Genomic DNA, 17,562 nt, shown 5'->3' with positions numbered 1-17,562 from the left:
AGATTTCATTAATTGTTGCAAAATTGTAATAAAAAAATTAGAATTTTCTAAAAACTTGACCTTACGGGTAAAATATATGTGATGTTATTTTAGCGGTTTCTGGAACGAGATGCAAAAAAGAAAAGACTATTTGCGAAGTTCTCATAAAAAAAATGGATGAACGAGCGGCATAATTACTGATATTATTCTTATGGTTCTCTCTCGATAATCCTTCAAAGCTGCTCGCTAGCGGGCCTTCTTAAAAAAAATTGCTAATAGCTTTCTTCTTTTTTTCCATAAATTTCATAAGCAAAATATCCAATTAATAAACCTAGTCCAGCACCAATAGTGATGGTGAATAATAAAGAGAGCGGAGAAAACATGCTAATAATTATACCAAGAGCAGAACCAAACATCATACCAAGTGGAATTAAACTATCTAATAAATTTTGAGCACTTTTTGATTTCTTCTTACTCAAAGTATTTTTTTTATATTTATGCTTCATTCTTACCACTACAAATATGCCAATCCCACTCACAATGATTAGAGGGAATAAAATACTTCCGATTTCCAAAACGAATCCCATCCTAGCTCCCTCCTTTATTTTTCATTTTAGCATAGTTACTTAGTGAATATTTTAATTGCTTAGAACATTCTTATATAAATTTTTATTGGAACGAGAAGTTTTCATACTTTGACAACTATCGGAACCTTAAGAGTTTCCCTTACGCGTCTACCAGCCTTCTATGCCAACTACATTGCTTGGTTTTCATGAATTTTTTTGAAGCTAGCTAGCTCAGTAATCCAAAGGGCTCCCCCTATCATCATGACCAGGTAACTATTTAGGAGCAGTAGAGAAAGTACAGCGCTTCAACTAAATATGCGGCAAAAAAACCTGTAGGCATCTACAGGTTTTTCTAAGCTTTCATCCAATTAGTTTTGGTAAAAAGATAATTAATCCGATAATAATGGACAGTAACGCATAGACCATGACAGCTCCAGCAGCGACATCCTTCGCTTGTTTGGCGAGTGGGTGGTAATCACCCGTCGCCAGATCCACTAATCTCTCTAATGCTGTGTTGATTAGCTCTAACGAAATAACCCCACCGACAGCAATTAATACGAATAGCCATTCTAAAGCAGTGATTTTTAGAACAAATCCTGTACCGATAACAAGAATAGAAATCCACATATGAATTCTCATATTTCTTTCTGTCATTATCGTATGCTTTATTCCTTCAAAGGCATAGCTAAATGATTGGCGGACACCTTTTGCTTTGAACGGGCGCTTATCTCTGTAATCCGTATTCATCTAAAATGACCCTTTGTCGAGCAAACATTTTTTTCTCGTCCTCTTCATTCTCATGATCATACCCTAATAAATGAAGGAGGCCATGCACCGCAAGAAAGCCAATTTCCCGCTCAAAGCTATGACCATATTCCTCTGCCTGTTCGTGTGCTTTTTTAATCGAAATAATGATATCTCCCAGCACTCGAGGAAGTTCGTTTCCACTTACTTGAATTTCTCCTTCTCCCATCTCTTCTAAGGCAAAAGAAATCACATCTGTAGGATAATCTTTACCGCGATACTCACGATTTATTTCTTGAATTCTTTCATTCGTTACAAAGGTAACCGAAAGCTCGCTCCCCGCTTCCACCATTTCTTTGCTCGCCGCAAATTGCAATAAATCTTCAAGCTGATCGGTCAGCTTCTCTCCTACTTCATTCGTTTCATCTAAAAAATCAATATTCAAACTCATGCTTGCTTCACCTTCTGTTTAGTCATTTCTGGGTACTCAATGCGCGAATGGAAGATCCCTTTCAATGTTTCACATAACGTATTGGCTACTATTTCTAATTCCTTTAAAGTTAGATCACATTCATTTAATTGTCCATCCTGCAAGCGATCAGCAATAATATTACGAACTAGACCTTCAATTTGTTCAGGATTCGGACTTGCCATGGAACGGACGGCTGCTTCAACACTATCAGCAATACCTATGATAGCCGTTTCCTTCGTCTGGGCCTTTGGACCAGGATAACGATAATCCTTCTCTTCAACCTCCAATCCGTTCTCTTTTGCTTTATGGTAAAAGAATTTTAATAAAGTCGTACCATGGTGCTGTTCTGCGATATCAATAATTTCCTTCGGAAGCTTATATTTACGTAAAATCTCCGCGCCATCAGTCGCATGCGCAATAATAATATTCTTGCTTGTCTGCGGAGGCAAACGATCATGAGGATTTTCGATATTCATTTGATTTTCTATAAAAAACTGGGGTCTATTTGTCTTACCAATGTCATGATAATAACAGCCCACACGTGCTAAAAGTCCATTGGCTCCTATTGCTTCACAAGCAGATTCCGATAAATTCGCCACCATCACACTATGATGATAAGTACCAGGTGCCTCTGTTAATATTTTCCTTAACAATGGATGATTAGGGTTCGACAATTCAATTAATCGCATCGTTGATAAAATTCCGAAGCCTGCTTCAAAAAATGGTAAAAGCCCAATCGTTAATACTGCAGACGCAATCCCCGAAATAAATGCAGCTACAAAGTAAAATGTATACTCAAGAGCGTTATAATGAGCATTTTGCATAAACACTAATGCGAATATAACCATTAAATTAATAGCTGAAATAAACAGGCCCGCTTGTAAAATTTTCGATCTTTGATTTTGCTTGCTTAAAAATAGGATGCCTGCAATTCCACTGCAAAGCAAGTAAATCCCAACATGAAAATTTAGTGCTGACGTCACTCCTTCATTGAAAATGATCGTCGCACAAAGAGAAATTGATACTGTCCATAAAAGGGCTAGGCGCTCATCAATTAATATCTTTAATAGCATTGCACCCATCGCAACAGGAAATACATAACCTATTTCCGAGTATTCAAGCTGAATAAGACTAATTCCCTTTAATAATAAAATTGAGAAAATAAAAATAATGCTAAAAAGCAAAAGATAATTTTGCCTCGTTTCTCCCTTGAGCTTTAGCTCGTAAAAATAATAATATAAAGCAGTCAGCAAAATAATGATAAACAAACCAAGGCCGATAAATGGAAGAAGTGAGTTTTCATTATCCAATAAGCCAACGAGCTCTAGCTGACGATAAATTTCTGGGTTGATGAGCTGATTTTCTTCAACAATAATTTGCCCCTGCAAAATTTTCACAGGCTCTACACTTTCTCTTGCCTGTTGTCTTAGTTCCTGTGTTGCCTCGACATCAAAAAACTCATTTTGCATGATAGCGTAACGTCCAAGTTCAATTACAGCATTTTTTAAATTGCTTTCTAAGTTTGTATATCTTAATTCATCTTCCACCCTTTTTTTAGCATTCTCGACTTCATCGGCGGGAATTTTATTTTTCATAATATTATTAATTGCTGTTACTGTTAAATCTTTGGCAATGGAGAGGTCTGCCGTCGATGTCGAAACGAGGGCTGTAAAAGTTGCATCTGATACATCATTGGCAACATCTTCCGTTAAACGTTCCTTTAGCATGTCAATCTTTTCGCTAGTCGTTACCGATTGATTTGGAGTGGATCCATTGCCAGTACTATTATTAGCAGCACCCTCTTCCAAATCCGTATTTGGTGCCTCTAACTCTTTTTTTAAGGCGAGTGAAGAATCAAAAATCGAAGTAATGAGATCGACTCGATTTTCATTAATTTCTTTTTTTAACACATAGACATCCGCCACTTGTTCTTCTGCAGCTTCGCGCTTCCTTTCAGTACTTTCTCGATCCGAGACTGTCACCGGAGACCGAATTGCTTCAGTTGCAACAGAGAAAAGGTTTAGATTCAGCTTTTCAGGCTTAACATTACTATACATGACGAGGTATAAAACAAAGCCCAAAATTAGGAATAATGCTACTCTAAAGAATGTAATATCTAATAAATTGCGAATTTTGGCTAATTGTCGCTGAAATTTCTCCATTCTATTTCCTCCTACATCGTCAAAGTAATGTCAGCAACAAATACTCACTCGTTTTTGAAGCTTAACAAATATCGCCTTATTATATGTATATGGTTTTTATGAGCAAAAATAAACATCGATTCTTGTCATAAAATAGTTCCAAATGAATGGAATAGCCACTCACTTATGAAAATGATAACAGGTTTCCTTCCAAGTTTCACCTATATTTTCTAGTTTTCGCGATGAAAAAAGCCGTTTGGAAAGTCCAAACGGCTTAGTAGTTAGCGATTTTAAGTTTCATATGCTTGGATAATTTTAGCAACCAGCGGATGCCTCACAACATCGGATTGCTCAAGATGAACCATTCCAACTCCTTTTACATCCTGCAATCTTTTCTCTGCTTCTACAAGTCCTGATTGAACTCCTTTAGGGAGATCGATTTGTGTTTTATCACCTGTAATAACCATCTTCGAGCCAAATCCAAGGCGAGTTAGAAACATTTTCATTTGTGCATTTGTCGTATTTTGAGCTTCATCCAATATGACATACGCATCATCAAGCGTCCGCCCACGCATATAGGCCAAGGGTGCAATTTCAATCGTTCCTCTGTCAATCATTCTTCCCGTATGCTCAGTCCCTAAAATATCATGTAAGGCATCATATAACGGCCTTAAATAAGGATCGACCTTTTCTTTCAAATCGCCTGGTAAAAAACCAAGGCTTTCTCCCGCCTCGACAGCCGGACGGGTAAGAATAATTCGCTTTACACTTCCATTTTTTAAAGCATGAATCGCCATCACAACCGCTAAATAAGTTTTCCCTGTTCCCGCAGGCCCAATTCCAAAAACAAGATCATGCTTTTTCATCGCTGCAATATACTGCTGCTGGCCAAGGGTTTTTACACGAATTGATTTTCCCTTTGCATTTTTTGTAATTTCTTCTTCATAAATATCCTTAAAATAATTGAGCGTTCCCTTCTTGGCCATTTGAATAGCATACATGACATCGCGACCAGAAATATTGATTCCCTTGCGAATGACATAGAGCAGCTGTTCAATGATGTGCGAGACGAGCTCTACATTATTTTCATTCCCAGAGACATGAACTGTTTCGCCCCTAGTAATAATGGACACGTTTAACTCAGCTTCCAAAATTTTAATATTCGCATCTGAATTGCCAAGTAAAGAAACCGCTTCATTTGGGTTTTCTAATTGTACTTTAATAGTTGTTAATTCTTCTGTCATTCCGACTCTCCTTGAATGATGGGGTATGATTTTGCAATATTCTCGATCACTTGGAAATGCATTGATAAATATACTTTACCATTCTGGATTGTTTGGCGCAAAACTTTTTCTCCCTTAATAGTAGCATCTTCAGGTAAGCCATTTTTTATATCTGTTCTTGCCATTTCTTTTGCTGCTTCAATTGCTTCATCATCTTTATATAGTCTTGTTACATGTTCACTCTCTCGATACGTATCCTGAATATAAGTAATTGGCAATTCCCATTTTAAAAATTTAAATTTTTTCTCTTTCCTTTCTTTTTCAAATGTCTTATAACTATGATCTTTAAAACCCCAAACCGGAATGGAGAAATCCGTAATTTTAAGAAAGTGTTTCCTTAGCTCATTACCATTAAACACTTGAAAACTACTTTTTAAAGGTAAAATCACTTCAGACTTGTACCAAATTTCACCATATACTTCTCCCTTAGCTGAAACAGACTTTGTTTGTCCTTCCTTGCCAATTTGTCCTGATACTAAAAGCTGTCCAGGTTTCACATGATCATGGATATCGACTTTTGGCTGTCCTTCTTCAATAAACATATCTACAATTACCGCTTTTTTTGCAGCTACTAAATTTTGCGGCCCGAGCTTCTCTGGCTCCTCCGGAACATTTTTTTCGACCACTTGAAAATGATAGGTTGTCCCCTGCAACTCGACACCAACCCATGTTACCTCTTCAATCGCGTTCATTATTGCTCGCTGAATTCCTTCCGGTTCCTCAACGAAGAACTGCAATTGCCCCTTTTTTAATCCAATGGCATCCAATTCCTTCCTAATTTTGTGCTCTGTAGCCGGATCGGCCCCCTTTATTTCGATGCCCCAGATCATATTCGATAAAAGGAAAAGGATCGTTAAAAAAAGAATTGCTCCGGTAAAAAAACCGCTGTTCTTAAAGAGGCGTCGAATTAAAAACGGAAGGCCTGTCCTCTTTAAAAATTTCACCTTACATCCTGAATTTCTCACCGCTTGCTTCAGCTCTTTCATATCTTTCAATGACATTTTGAAGGTCATTGTCTCTAATCCATGCTTTTTAACGTCCCAAATTAAAATTCCATTCCTCGAAAGACGGTTAATGAACCTTTCTAACCCAGTTCCCGTTGCTTTAATCGTAACAATCCCCCAAAAAAAATAGATCCAATGATTTCTCATTTCTTAGCCTCCTGCACTTCTTTTTAACAGAAAGGAAATCACCTAGAGGATTTCCTTTCCCTTTTTTATTCCTTCAAAAAAAGAACTTGATCAATTTTTCCTTCTAGAAGGATCTCTTCTGGAAGAATCGTTTTTATAACAAATGCCTTTCCTTTTACTAATAATTGTCCTTGCTTTAAAAGGAGTCTAACTTCCTTGTCAGAAAATGCTATCAATCCCCGGTGGTTCTCAATGTATATGTGAATTTGACCGATCATCGTTATTCGGGGTAGGTCCATCATGACATCTTGAGGAAGCTCCATTTGTGTTGTCATCCAGCTTTTTATGCGATGTCCCCACTTTTTTGCCATAAAAAAAGAACCCCCTTTCATCTCATATTTATGAGATGAAAGGGGGTTCTAGCACTTCTTTTTATCGCGAGCGAAAGTTCATGGAACGATGAGGCTTCTTCGCTCTTGGCGGACCAAGTATTTCAGACCAAATAATCGCATCCGCCAGTTTTTCCCCTTCAACCTTGAAGGTTCGGCCGCTTTTAGCAACACTTTCCATCAATGGCTGTGATTGTTCATTTATACGACTTAGCGTATTCATTCTACTTACTTTATCAGCGTACTGTTCTTGCTGTTTTTTCAAAGCGGCAATTTTTGCTTCTGCCTCTTTTTTTGTATCCACGTATTCATTATAAATCGGCTTGGCTGGTGCCTCTTCTACAAGCTCTCTAAATACCTCAGCCATCGGGTTTGAAGGTGGAGGATTCTCAGTGCTTGTCGTTGAAGCTTGCCTTGTAGGTTTCTTATTCGCCGGTTTTTCTTTGTTTGTTTTAAACATCGACGAAAGGATTCCTAAAAGGATAATCAGTATAAAAGGGTTATCTAATAAGAATTGCAAGAGAGGCTACCTCCCTTCTTTAATTAGGAGCCGTTTTTCTTTCTGGCACTTCATCTAGTCGTTCTTTTTCCCATTTTCATCATCAGTTATTTTACCGATCGAATCTCTCATATCGGTATCCGCTGAAATATTTTGAATATTCATATAATCCATTACACCGATATTTCCAGATTTAAGCGCTTCTGCCATCGCAAGTGGTACAGTTGCTTCGGCTTCGACCACTTTTGCTCTCATTTCTTCGACACGCGCCTTCATTTCTTGCTCTTGGGCTACTGCCATTGCACGACGTTCTTCTGCCTTTGCTTGTGCAATTTTCTTATCCGCTTCAGCTTGCTCTGTTTGTAACTCAGCTCCGATATTTTTACCGATATCAACATCTGCAATATCGATCGAAAGAATTTCAAAGGCAGTTCCAGAATCTAAACCTTTTGACAAAACTGTTTGAGAAATCATATCAGGATTTTCTAATACTTTTTTATGGTTGTCAGACGAACCGATGGTCGAGACAATTCCCTCACCAACACGGGCAATGACTGTTTCTTCACCCGCACCACCGACGAGACGCTCAATATTTGCGCGAACGGTGATTCTTGCTTTTGCTTTCACTTCAATCCCATCCATCGCCACACCGGCAATAAATGGAGTTTCAATTACTTTTGGATTTACGCTCATTTGCACCGCTTCAAGAACATCACGGCCCGCTAAATCAATTGCGGCACAGCGTTCAAAAGAAAGCTCAATATTTGCTCTTTGCGCTGCAATTAGTGCATTTACCACTCTATCGACATTACCACCAGCAAGGTAATGACTTTCCAATTGGTTCGTTGTAACATTAAGTCCCGCTTTATGGGCTTTAATTAACGGATTAATAACTCGGCTTGGAATAACTCTTCGTAATCTCATTCCAATAAGTGTGAAGATGCTAACTTTCACTCCTGCTGCGAGCGCTGAAATCCACAGCATCACTGGTACAAATGTTAGTAACACGGCGATGAGAATAATACCGAGTACTATTGCCACTAATAAAAATATCGTTGGTGCATCAATAGGCATATTGTTTCCTCCTTAAAGCTATTCTTTATTTAAATTTGGTATTTCTCGAACAACAATTCTTGCTCCTTCTACTTTAACAATTTTAACCATTTTATTTTTTTCAATATAAGATCCTTCGCTAACAACGTCAAGGCGCTCATCTTCAACAAGCACAGTTCCTGATGGTCGCAATGCGGTTAACGTTTGCCCAACAAGACCAATAAGCTCTGTTCTCGTTTTATTCGATACATAGCCGCTTTCTGTATTCGTAGAGTCTCTCAACACAATCTTCCTGAATATTTTCATCTTTTTACCAAACACCTTTATCATTAAGATAGAAGCTAAAATGGACACTCCAATGGCGATTAGTAAAGATATTCCCATGTAGACCACATTATCCGTGGCAAGGAACAAACTCGCCAATATGGAAATAAACCCTATTATTCCTGCTACTCCTCCCGGCAGGAATAACTCCAGGATAATAAGTGCTACCCCGAGGACAAATAAGATTAGCGTCTCATAGCCGGCAAGGCCTGCCACTAAATGACCATAAAAGAACAATAAGAGCGCCGAGATTCCCATGAATCCAGGAATGCCAAAACCAGGTGAATATAGTTCGAGAACTAATCCTAAGCTCCCTACAGATAGCAAAATAGGAATGACAATTGGATTCGTTATAAATCTTGCCAATTTCTCAGCAAAACTTTCATCAAGAGTACGAATTTCAGCGTTTGGATAGCCGATTTGTACTAATACTTCATCAATTGAAGCGACGGTACCTTCAGAGTATCCAACCTCAAATGCTTGATCAGATGTCAAGGTTAAAAGCTTTCCTTTCGGAGCACCTAGATCAGGCAAATCGACATCCACATCTGCCATGGCTAATGCATAAATTGGATCGCGGCCGTTTTGCTCCGCAGCTCCTTTCATTGCGCTCAGCCAATACGATTGCGCTTTTTGATCCGCTGCATTGCCTTCTGAATCAATAATTGCAGCCGCCCCCATCGTTGCACCTGGTACCATGTATATCTCATCCGTGTTTAACGAGATGAAAGCACCTGCAGATAAGGCATCTTTATTAATAAATGAGACCGTTTTAACAGATGTAGATGTGAACAATTTCCCAATTTCACCTGCTGCATCAACAGCTCCACCAGGCGTATTTATTTCAAAAATAATCGCTTTCGCATTTTCCTTCTCCGCAGTTTCTACTCCCCGCTTTAAGAAAGATGATAAGCCTTTCTCAACAGAATTTTCGATTGGTACAACGTAAACTACATCATTATCAGCTTTCCCGTGAAATGGCAGTGATAGGATGATGAGGGCTGCTAGAAAAGAAAGGAGCGTAACTACCCTTCTGAGCCTCAAATGGCTTTGCACAATCTTCCCCCCTCTCATATATAACGATAGTAATCAATACGGATGAAAGCGTGAAAAGGTTTCAAAATTCGTTACTTTTCTCTTTATACTCTACCACAATTAGGTCAAATAGTTTAATCAATTGCGCCAATTTAACGAAATATCTCTTAGCTAAGTAACAATATATCTTAGGTATGGAACAAATGCAAAAGTCAAATAAGAGTAGTTGTCTATTGAGCAGACGAAAATTGACTTTTAGACGTAAAGACTTATAAGAAGTAGCACACTATATAGACCGATAAATCAATCATTTCAATCACTCGTACTGTGCGGTCATATGTTAAAGAAGAGCGTAAAAAGACCATAGAGACAAGCCCTATGGTCTTTAATACGTTTATGAAAGGTGTTGTTGTACAAGTTTATTAACGAGTGATCCATCTGCTTTGCCTTTTACTTTCGGCATAATCGCAGCCATCACTTTTCCCATTTCAGCTTTTGAAGTTGCACCTACCTCTGCAACTGTCTCTTTGACAATATTAGAAATTTCCTCTTCAGATAGCTGTTTAGGCATATATTCTTCCACATACTGCAACTCAGTACGAATTTTTTCAACTAGGTCTTCGCGACCTGCTTTATCAAATTCATGGAGGGAATCCTTGCGTTGTTTTACTTCACGAGAAAGGACTGTTAACTCTTCGTCCTCGGATAACTCGTGACCAAGTTTAATCGCTTCATTTTGCAAAGAAGCCTTGACCATCCGAATAACGGAGAGTTTGTCTTTTTCTTTGTTTTTCATCGCCTGCTTCATATCCTGATTCAAACGCTCGAGAAGACTCATTACTTACACCCTCTCTTACCACTTACGTTTTCTTGCAGCTTCAGACTTTTTCTTACGCTTTACGCTAGGTTTTTCGTAGAATTCACGCTTTCTAGCTTCTTGTATAGTACCCGATTTAGATACAGTACGTTTAAAACGACGAAGAGCATCTTCAAGTGATTCGTTTTTACGAACAACAGTTTTAGACATTCTCTTTCCCTCCCTCCGAACACAACACACTTACACTACATGAAACCATGTACTTTGCAATTATAATATAATGACGGGGCAAGGTCAACAGTATTCTCGCTCCTATTCCCTAACAAGGCCCCCAAATTATCCTATATTGAAAAGCTAATTGTTGTATTTTGTTGTAATTGGTATCATTATAAATTCCTCATGGGATGAAATATATGCATGCTTGTCTTCTTTACGCCATAAAGTTTATGGAAAGGGTGATAAGCTTGCTTAACATTTTAGCATTTATCTTTTTTATCATTTTGTTTCTCACTGGGATGACTGTTTTAAGAACAGGCTTGTTTAATGCATCTGCCTCCTCTTCAAAACAATGGTTAATTAAACTTACAGATACTCCATTTAAAGGAATGCTTGTCGGAACCGTTGTTACTGGAATCCTGCAATCAAGCTCAGCCGTTATGGTAATGACAATTGGTCTTATTGGAGCAAAAATGCTCACCTTTAGACAGTCCATTGGCATTATTTTAGGAACGAATATTGGCACGACCTTTACCACTGAATTCATTACTTTTAACATCAATTCCGCAATAGTTCCGATTGTGATAGCAGGAGCGATTCTCGCATTAATGAAAAAAGCACTCCTGAAAAGTATCGGCTTCGTTTTACTTGGATTAGCCCTCATTTTTACAGCTATGAATGGATTTGAACTTCTTGCTACACCAATTGCTGCCCTACCATGGATGAACGAGTACACTTCATTGCTTAATCAAAATCACCTTGCGAGCATCGTTGCAGGAATGATCATAACCATGATTATTCAATCAAGCACAGCAACAACTGGGATTGCAATGGGCTTTTTAAGCAGCTCTGTAATCGGAATTGATGCTGGAATTTCCATTATGCTTGGAGCCAATATTGGTACCTGCATTACTGCTTTTCTTGCCAGCATTGGCGGAGGTAATGAATCAAAGCTCTGTGCCTATGCCCATATATGGTTGAATCTTCTTGGAGTATTGTTGTTCTATCCATTTATTCCTTACTTATCGGAACTCGCGCATAAACTTGCAACGCAACCAGATGTCCAATTAGCTCATATTAGTTTGATCTTTAATTGCATTTCATCGCTCATCGTCCTACCTTTTGCAAACAAATTTGCCGATATAATGCTAAAAATTCATCAGATAAAAAAGATTGAGTGAACCCACTCAATCTTTTTTTAAGCTTTATTAATACTTCCGTGTTGATTATTGGCTATTTTCTTAATTCCATGAACCAAGAATTCACTTAACTATACGAAATTGATTTACTCAACATAGTGTTTCATAAGGCCCTCGTTATAATCTAACATCCTCCTGCCTCTGTTAATAATCAGAGTTTGAAGTTAATCCTTGTACAATTGCGATTCCAGAGCTTGCCCCAATTCTTGTCGCACCAGCGTCAATCATATTTTTGGCATCTTCAGCACTTCTCACTCCTCCAGATGCTTTTACCCCAATATCCGGTCCAACAACTTTTCTCATAAGGCGTATGTCTTCAATCGTTGCTCCTCCTGTTGAAAACCCGGTCGATGTTTTCACAAAATCGGCACCAGCTTTGACAGATAATTCACAAGCAGTCACTTTTTCTTCCTCAGTAAGTAGGGACGTTTCAATAATCACTTTCGTTAGTGCTTTACCTTTAGCCGCTTCAACAACCGCACGAATATCCGCTTCAACTAAATCGGTATCACCACTCTTTAAAGCACCTATATTAATTACCATATCTACTTCTGTTGCCCCGTTCTCGATTGTGTTTTTCGTTTCAAAAGCTTTTGTTTCCGAAGTAGTTGCTCCTAACGGAAAGCCGATTACCGTACAAACCTTGACATCGGTATCATCTAAAAGTGCACTTGCATAGCGAACCCATGCAGGATTCACACAAACAGAAGCAAACCCATATTCCTTTGCTTCTAAGCAAAGCTTTTCAATCTGCCCTTCTTTCGCATCCGCTTTCAATAATGTATGATCAATATAGCTGGCAATTGTTTGTTCCATATTTTTAAGCCCCTTCCCAATAACATTAAGTTGTACGTACCTCTCTCATCATATCATTGAAGCTTTCCTTTTTCGAGTTTATTTTTTGTCATTTTTACTAAAATAACCGATTACCTTTCAGAATGGAAAAAATATTTGGTCAGTAAAGTTTCGCTGCTTTTCTGTCCTTTTAGAGTGCATCATATAATTTAATTTCCAATCTCATAATTCACCTAAAATAAAGAGGATACTACAAAGAAAAACTGAAAACTTAAAACCTCAAATTTCTATGTTAGCCGTCAATACAAGAATTAAACAGAAAGTAAAAAGATGTCCAAAAGGTGTAGCTTTTAGGACATCTTCTTATGGGAACAACTATACTGCTGTTTCTTGAACCTCTACATCATTTATGACACGAACAAATTGGCCTTCATTATATGGGTAGCCTGCCCGTTCAATCTTAACTTTAACAATTTTTCCAATCATGTCTTCAGTGCCTTTAAAAACAACTTTTAAATAGTTATCTGTATATCCTTCATACATCTCACCATTTGGATCATCCTTGAATTTTTCTTCAGGAATCACCTCAAGAACTTCATTTTCAAATTGGGAAGCATATTCTTTCGCTAATTGATCCGAAAGCGCGATGAGGCGATGGACTCTTTCATTTTTCACATCCTCATCTACTTGATCCTCCATTCTCGCAGCTGGAGTACCTGTTCTTTTAGAGTACGGGAACACGTGAAGCTCAGAGAATTGATGCTTTTTAATAAAATTGTAAGTTTCCATGAACTCTTCCTCTGTTTCTCCCGGGAAACCAACGATCACATCTGAAGTGACCGCAAGGCCAGGAAGTACTTCCTTTAAACGCTCTAATCTTTCCGCAAAGAATTCCATTGTATACTTGCGACGCATTCTTTTTAATACCGTATTTGAGCCAGATTGGATCGGAATGTGTAGATGTCTTACGATGACATTTGATTGATCGATAACTTCAATTACTTCATCCGTAATCTGACTTGCTTCAATGGATGAGATACGAAGGCGCTTCAATCCTTTTACTTGAGCTTCTAAGTCTCTTAAAAGAGAAGCAAGATTATAATCCTTCATGTCTTCTCCATATCCACCTGTATGAATTCCTGTTAAAACAATTTCTTGATATCCAGCATTCACCAACTGCTGTGCTTGACGGATAACCTCTTGTGGATCACGTGATCTCATGAGTCCGCGTGCCCAAGGAATGATGCAAAATGTACAGAAATTATTGCAGCCTTCTTGAATTTTCAAAGAGGCTCTCGTGCGATCTGTAAAAGCAGGCACATCTAATTCTTCATAAACGCGATTTTTCATGATATTTCCGACACCATTAATCGGCTGACGTTCCACCTTATATTGCTCAATATACTCAAGCATTTTCACCCGATCCTGAGTACCGACAACAATATCCACTCCTGGAATCGCCATGATTTCTGCTGGTGAAGTTTGCGCATAACAGCCTGTTACACAAATAACCGCATCAGGATTCTTTCTAATGGCGCGTCTAATCACTTGCCGGCTTTTCTTGTCTCCAGTATTTGTAACAGTACATGTATTGATGACATAAACATCCGCTCGGGATTCAAAATCTGTTCGGTCATACCCTTGCTCTTTAAATAATTGCCAAATGGCCTCTGTCTCATAATGATTGACTTTACATCCTAATGTATGAAAGGCAACTGATGCCATTTATCTTCACCCCATTAATTCAGTTTGAAAAGAAACAGCAGCTAATGCATACAATGGTGCTGTTTCTGTTCTTAAAATTCTCGGACCTAAACTACAAGAAAGGAACCCAGCATCATTTAACAGATGTATTTCTTCCTCTGTTAATCCACCCTCCGGTCCAAATATGAAGAGAATGGATTGACCCGTCTTCATTTCTTTTAATACAGAAGAAAGAACAGATGCTTCCCCTTGCTTCGCACTTTCTTCATAAGCCACCAATTTATAATCATAACTTTCACTGAGATCGACAAGTTTTTTTAAGGAAATTGGCTGGTGTACTTCTGGCCACATATGACGATGGGATTGTTCAGCCGCTTCCTTTGCAATCCGATTCCAGCGCTCAACCTTTTTTGATGCCTTTTTCTCATCCCATTTCACAATCGAGCGAGATGCAGTAAAAGGGATAAACTTGGCTGCCCCTAATTCCGTCCCTTTTTGGATAATCCACTCCAGTTTATCCCCTTTGGGCAGACCGCTCGCAATGGTTACCTGTATCGGCATTTCAACAGAAGCTTCTTCCCATTTTACAACTTTTGCAACGACTTGTTGATCGGTAATTTCTTCTATCCGACAGAGAGCACTTCTGCCATTGTTTACACAATAGATTTCATCATCCACTTGCAAACGCATCACCTTGACAATATGATGGCGATCATCATCGGATATATAGAAACGATTATCTTGGAAATTCCTCACAAAATATCGCTGCATATTAAGCACCTCTTTAACTAAATTCGTTTTGCAATAAACGCAACCCAATCTTCCATTTGAATGGTTTCAACAATTTCAAATCCCGATGTAATCATTGCTTCTTTAACCTCTTGCTTTTTTTGCAGAATAATTCCAGATGTAATGAAATATCCACCTTGTTTTACAATCCTTGCCGCATCATCTGTAAAACGCAGAATGACTTCCGCAAGAATATTAGCTACCACTACATCAACAGGTCCTGTGATTCCATCAAGAAGGTTATTTTGAGATACTGTTGCTCGATCGTGGACTTTATTTAGCTTAATATTAATTCTTGCTGAATTGACAGCCACTTCATCCAAGTCCAGTGCTTGTATTTTTTCTGCTCCTAATAAACCGGCAGCAATACTTAACACACCAGAACCCGTTCCAACGTCAACAACATGATCACCTTGTCTGACCGTTCTCTCGAGTGCCTGTATACACATGACGGTTGTTGGGTGGGTTCCAGTCCCAAAGGCCATCCCAGGATCTAATTCAATAATAAGTTCATCACTATGAACAGGTGTATACTCTTCCCATGTAGGAACGATTGTAAATTTTTCTGAGATCTTTACAGGGTGGTAGTACTTTTTCCAAGCTGTCGCCCACTCTTCTTCATTGACCTCGCTAATCGTAACAGTATTTTTCCCAATATCAATATTGTGAAGAATTAATCCATTAATCGCTTCTTTTATCTCTTCAACTGTTTCACCTAAAAAGCTATTAACTGGTAAATAAGCTTTAATTATTACTCCCTCTTCAGGGTAGTCGTCAGGGTTCAATTGGTAGATTTCACCGAAGTGGTCTTCCCTCTCCTTCTCAAGCTCAAAAGGGTCCTCTATGACAACACCAGAGGCACCAGCTTCATGTAAAATATTTGAGATCGGTTCAACCGCCTCATTTGTTGTATGAATGGCAATTTCAGACCACTTCATTCTACCAACTCCGTTTCTTTAATTACTCCTAAAACACTGTAAAATTCTTGCTTTATTCACCTTTAAATGCTCTTTTTACTTTTGAAAAAAAACCTTCTTCTTGATCCCCTTGAGGGACTTTTCCACTTACTTCAGCAAATTCCTGTAACAATTGCTTTTGCTTTTCAGTTAACTTCGTTGGGGTGACAATGCGCATAATAACATGCTGATCACCAACTCCATATCCCCTTACATTAGGAACTCCTTTTCCACGAAGACGGAATTTTGTACCGGTTTGTGTACCTGCTGGAACCTTAAGCTTCACCTTGCCATGCAGCGTTGGTACTTCTATCTCATCACCAAGAGCCGCCTGAACAAACGTGATCGGCATTTCACAATAAATATCATCCTCATCCCGTTCAAAGAATTCATGAGAGCGAACGTGGAATACGACATATAGATCCCCAGCCGGACCACCGTTAATGCCAGGCTCTCCTTGTCCTGATACTCTTAGCTGTTGACCGTCATCAATTCCAGCGGGAATTTTGACATGAATTTTGCGACGTTTTTTCACTTTCCCTGTGCCACCACATGTCGAGCATTTATGCTTAATTTCTTTGCCTGTACCGTTACAATGATGACAAACTCTACGGTTTACTATTCTTCCAAAAGGAGTATTCTGTTCTACATTCAATTGACCGCTACCATTACAGTGCTTACAAGTTTCCGGCTTCGTTCCCGGTCTGGCTCCACTTCCAAGACAAGTATCACATGTTTCTTCGCGTGGAATTTCAATGTCTGTTTCTTTCCCAAATACCGCTTCTTCAAAAGAAAGCGTCATCGTATACTGAAGGTCTGCACCTTGCCTAGGCGCATTTGGATCACGACGTCTGGAACCACCGCCGCCAAAGAACGTTTCAAATATATCCTCAAAGCCACCGAAACCGCCTCCACCAAAGCCTCCACCACCGAAGCCTTGATTTGGATCAGTATGACCGAATTGGTCGTATTGTGAGCGCTTCGCATCATCGCTTAATACTTCATACGCTTCCTTCACTTCTTTAAATTTTTCGTCCGCATCTGCCTCTTTATTAATATCTGGGTGATATTTTTTTGATAACTTTCGATATGCTTTTTTTATTTCGTCTTTAGAAGCGGATTTGCTTACTCCTAAGACTTCATAATAGTCTCTTTTACTCAACCTTACCACTCCCCGAATCCATTCGCATAAAGGTTATTTTAACACTCAAACTTGCAGAAGTGCAAATAAATCTATCACTAGACCTTACATAGAAAAAGCCAAAGTCATAAAGACAGTGACTTTGACCTTTCGATATTCTATATTCTATATTTAATGACAAATTCATTGCCAGCCCCTGCGACTAAACCCTCGAGACACTTCAGTCCAGACACGGAAGTAAAAGTGCGACTTCCACTTCTGGCTTGTCGCCGATGGTCGAGCGCTCTCCGCTTTTCTATTTGTCCAACTCCGAGCGCTATCGGCTCGAGG

General features: G+C 38.8%; 18 protein-coding genes. 1 reads left to right on the top strand and 17 read right to left on the bottom strand.

Features of this window, described 5'->3' with window-relative positions:
* Nucleotides 1–251: 251 nt before the first annotated feature.
* The 12 genes from PZE06_RS08975 to rpsU all read right to left on the bottom strand — a co-directional run bounded on the left by PZE06_RS08975 (nt 252) and on the right by rpsU (nt 10,642).
* Entirely contained in the window at nt 252–566 is a 315-nt protein-coding gene (locus PZE06_RS08975) for a sodium/proton-translocating pyrophosphatase (RefSeq protein WP_150915356.1), read from the bottom strand.
* A 339-nt stretch (nt 567–905) separates the two neighbouring features.
* Nucleotides 906–1,292 carry a diacylglycerol kinase family protein gene (locus tag PZE06_RS08970; protein ID WP_150915355.1) on the bottom strand — a complete coding sequence of 129 codons (387 nt, stop codon included), beginning with the start codon at nt 1,290–1,292 and terminating at the stop codon, nt 906–908.
* Complete coding sequence (gene ybeY / locus PZE06_RS08965) at nt 1,270–1,740, bottom strand: rRNA maturation RNase YbeY (protein WP_150915354.1); 471 nt, start codon at nt 1,738–1,740, stop codon at nt 1,270–1,272. Before ybeY ends, PZE06_RS08970 begins: the two co-directional genes overlap by 23 nt.
* A complete protein-coding gene (locus tag PZE06_RS08960) occupies nt 1,737–3,923 on the bottom strand; it encodes an HD family phosphohydrolase (RefSeq protein WP_150915353.1) in 2,187 nt (728 codons plus the stop codon). Before PZE06_RS08960 ends, ybeY begins: the two co-directional genes overlap by 4 nt.
* A gap of 269 nt (nt 3,924–4,192) precedes the next feature.
* Nucleotides 4,193–5,146: a PhoH family protein gene (locus tag PZE06_RS08955; protein ID WP_150948273.1), complete on the bottom strand. Its 954-nt coding sequence runs from the start codon at nt 5,144–5,146 to the stop codon at nt 4,193–4,195.
* Nucleotides 5,143–6,336, bottom strand: coding sequence for a sporulation protein YqfD (gene yqfD, locus PZE06_RS08950; RefSeq protein ID WP_150915352.1), 1,194 nt, complete (start codon nt 6,334–6,336; stop codon nt 5,143–5,145). Before yqfD ends, PZE06_RS08955 begins: the two co-directional genes overlap by 4 nt.
* Before the next feature lie 65 nt (nt 6,337–6,401).
* Nucleotides 6,402–6,686, bottom strand: a complete 285-nt coding sequence (yqfC, locus tag PZE06_RS08945) for a sporulation protein YqfC (RefSeq protein ID WP_150915351.1) — start codon at nt 6,684–6,686, stop codon at nt 6,402–6,404.
* Between the two features lie 61 nt (nt 6,687–6,747).
* Nucleotides 6,748–7,224: a hypothetical protein gene (locus tag PZE06_RS08940; RefSeq protein ID WP_150915350.1), complete on the bottom strand. Its 477-nt coding sequence runs from the start codon at nt 7,222–7,224 to the stop codon at nt 6,748–6,750.
* Nucleotides 7,225–7,278: 54 nt separating this feature from the next.
* Entirely contained in the window at nt 7,279–8,277 is a 999-nt protein-coding gene (gene floA / locus PZE06_RS08935; RefSeq protein WP_191963195.1) for a flotillin-like protein FloA, read from the bottom strand.
* 18 nt (nt 8,278–8,295) lie between these two features.
* Nucleotides 8,296–9,654 (bottom strand): NfeD family protein, encoded by a 1,359-nt coding sequence (locus PZE06_RS08930; RefSeq protein WP_191963196.1) that lies wholly within the window; start codon nt 9,652–9,654, stop codon nt 8,296–8,298.
* Between the two features lie 355 nt (nt 9,655–10,009).
* Nucleotides 10,010–10,453 (bottom strand): GatB/YqeY domain-containing protein, encoded by a 444-nt coding sequence (locus tag PZE06_RS08925; protein ID WP_150915348.1) that lies wholly within the window; start codon nt 10,451–10,453, stop codon nt 10,010–10,012.
* Nucleotides 10,454–10,468: 15 nt separating this feature from the next.
* On the bottom strand, nt 10,469–10,642 hold the full coding sequence (gene rpsU / locus PZE06_RS08920) for a 30S ribosomal protein S21 (protein ID WP_019154564.1): 174 nt from the start codon (nt 10,640–10,642) through the stop codon (nt 10,469–10,471).
* A 254-nt stretch (nt 10,643–10,896) separates the two neighbouring features.
* Here rpsU and PZE06_RS08915 point away from each other — a divergent pair, with 254 nt between their 5' ends.
* A complete protein-coding gene (locus PZE06_RS08915) occupies nt 10,897–11,829 on the top strand; it encodes a Na/Pi symporter (protein ID WP_150915347.1) in 933 nt (310 codons plus the stop codon).
* 162 nt (nt 11,830–11,991) lie between these two features.
* Here PZE06_RS08915 and deoC read toward each other — a convergent pair whose 3' ends face one another.
* From deoC to dnaJ, 5 genes are all read right to left on the bottom strand, one after another.
* Nucleotides 11,992–12,663, bottom strand: a complete 672-nt coding sequence (gene deoC, locus PZE06_RS08910; RefSeq protein ID WP_150915346.1) for a deoxyribose-phosphate aldolase — start codon at nt 12,661–12,663, stop codon at nt 11,992–11,994.
* A 354-nt stretch (nt 12,664–13,017) separates the two neighbouring features.
* A complete protein-coding gene (gene mtaB, locus PZE06_RS08905) occupies nt 13,018–14,367 on the bottom strand; it encodes a tRNA (N(6)-L-threonylcarbamoyladenosine(37)-C(2))-methylthiotransferase MtaB (protein ID WP_150915345.1) in 1,350 nt (449 codons plus the stop codon).
* 6 nt (nt 14,368–14,373) lie between these two features.
* A complete protein-coding gene (locus PZE06_RS08900) occupies nt 14,374–15,117 on the bottom strand; it encodes a 16S rRNA (uracil(1498)-N(3))-methyltransferase (RefSeq protein ID WP_150915344.1) in 744 nt (247 codons plus the stop codon).
* 17 nt (nt 15,118–15,134) lie between these two features.
* Nucleotides 15,135–16,073 (bottom strand): 50S ribosomal protein L11 methyltransferase, encoded by a 939-nt coding sequence (prmA, locus tag PZE06_RS08895; RefSeq protein WP_150915343.1) that lies wholly within the window; start codon nt 16,071–16,073, stop codon nt 15,135–15,137.
* Nucleotides 16,074–16,125: 52 nt separating this feature from the next.
* The gene (gene dnaJ / locus PZE06_RS08890) at nt 16,126–17,253 is read right to left on the bottom strand and encodes a molecular chaperone DnaJ (RefSeq protein ID WP_150915342.1); all 1,128 of its coding nucleotides are present in this window, start codon (nt 17,251–17,253) and stop codon (nt 16,126–16,128) included.
* Nucleotides 17,254–17,562 lie beyond the last annotated feature (309 nt).

This window comes from Robertmurraya sp. DFI.2.37, assembly GCF_029211245.1.
GTDB lineage: Bacteria > Bacillota > Bacilli > Bacillales > Cytobacillaceae > Robertmurraya > Robertmurraya methanolica_A.
Note: the sequence above shows the minus strand (reverse complement) of the source record. Positions and strands in the feature narration are given on the sequence as shown.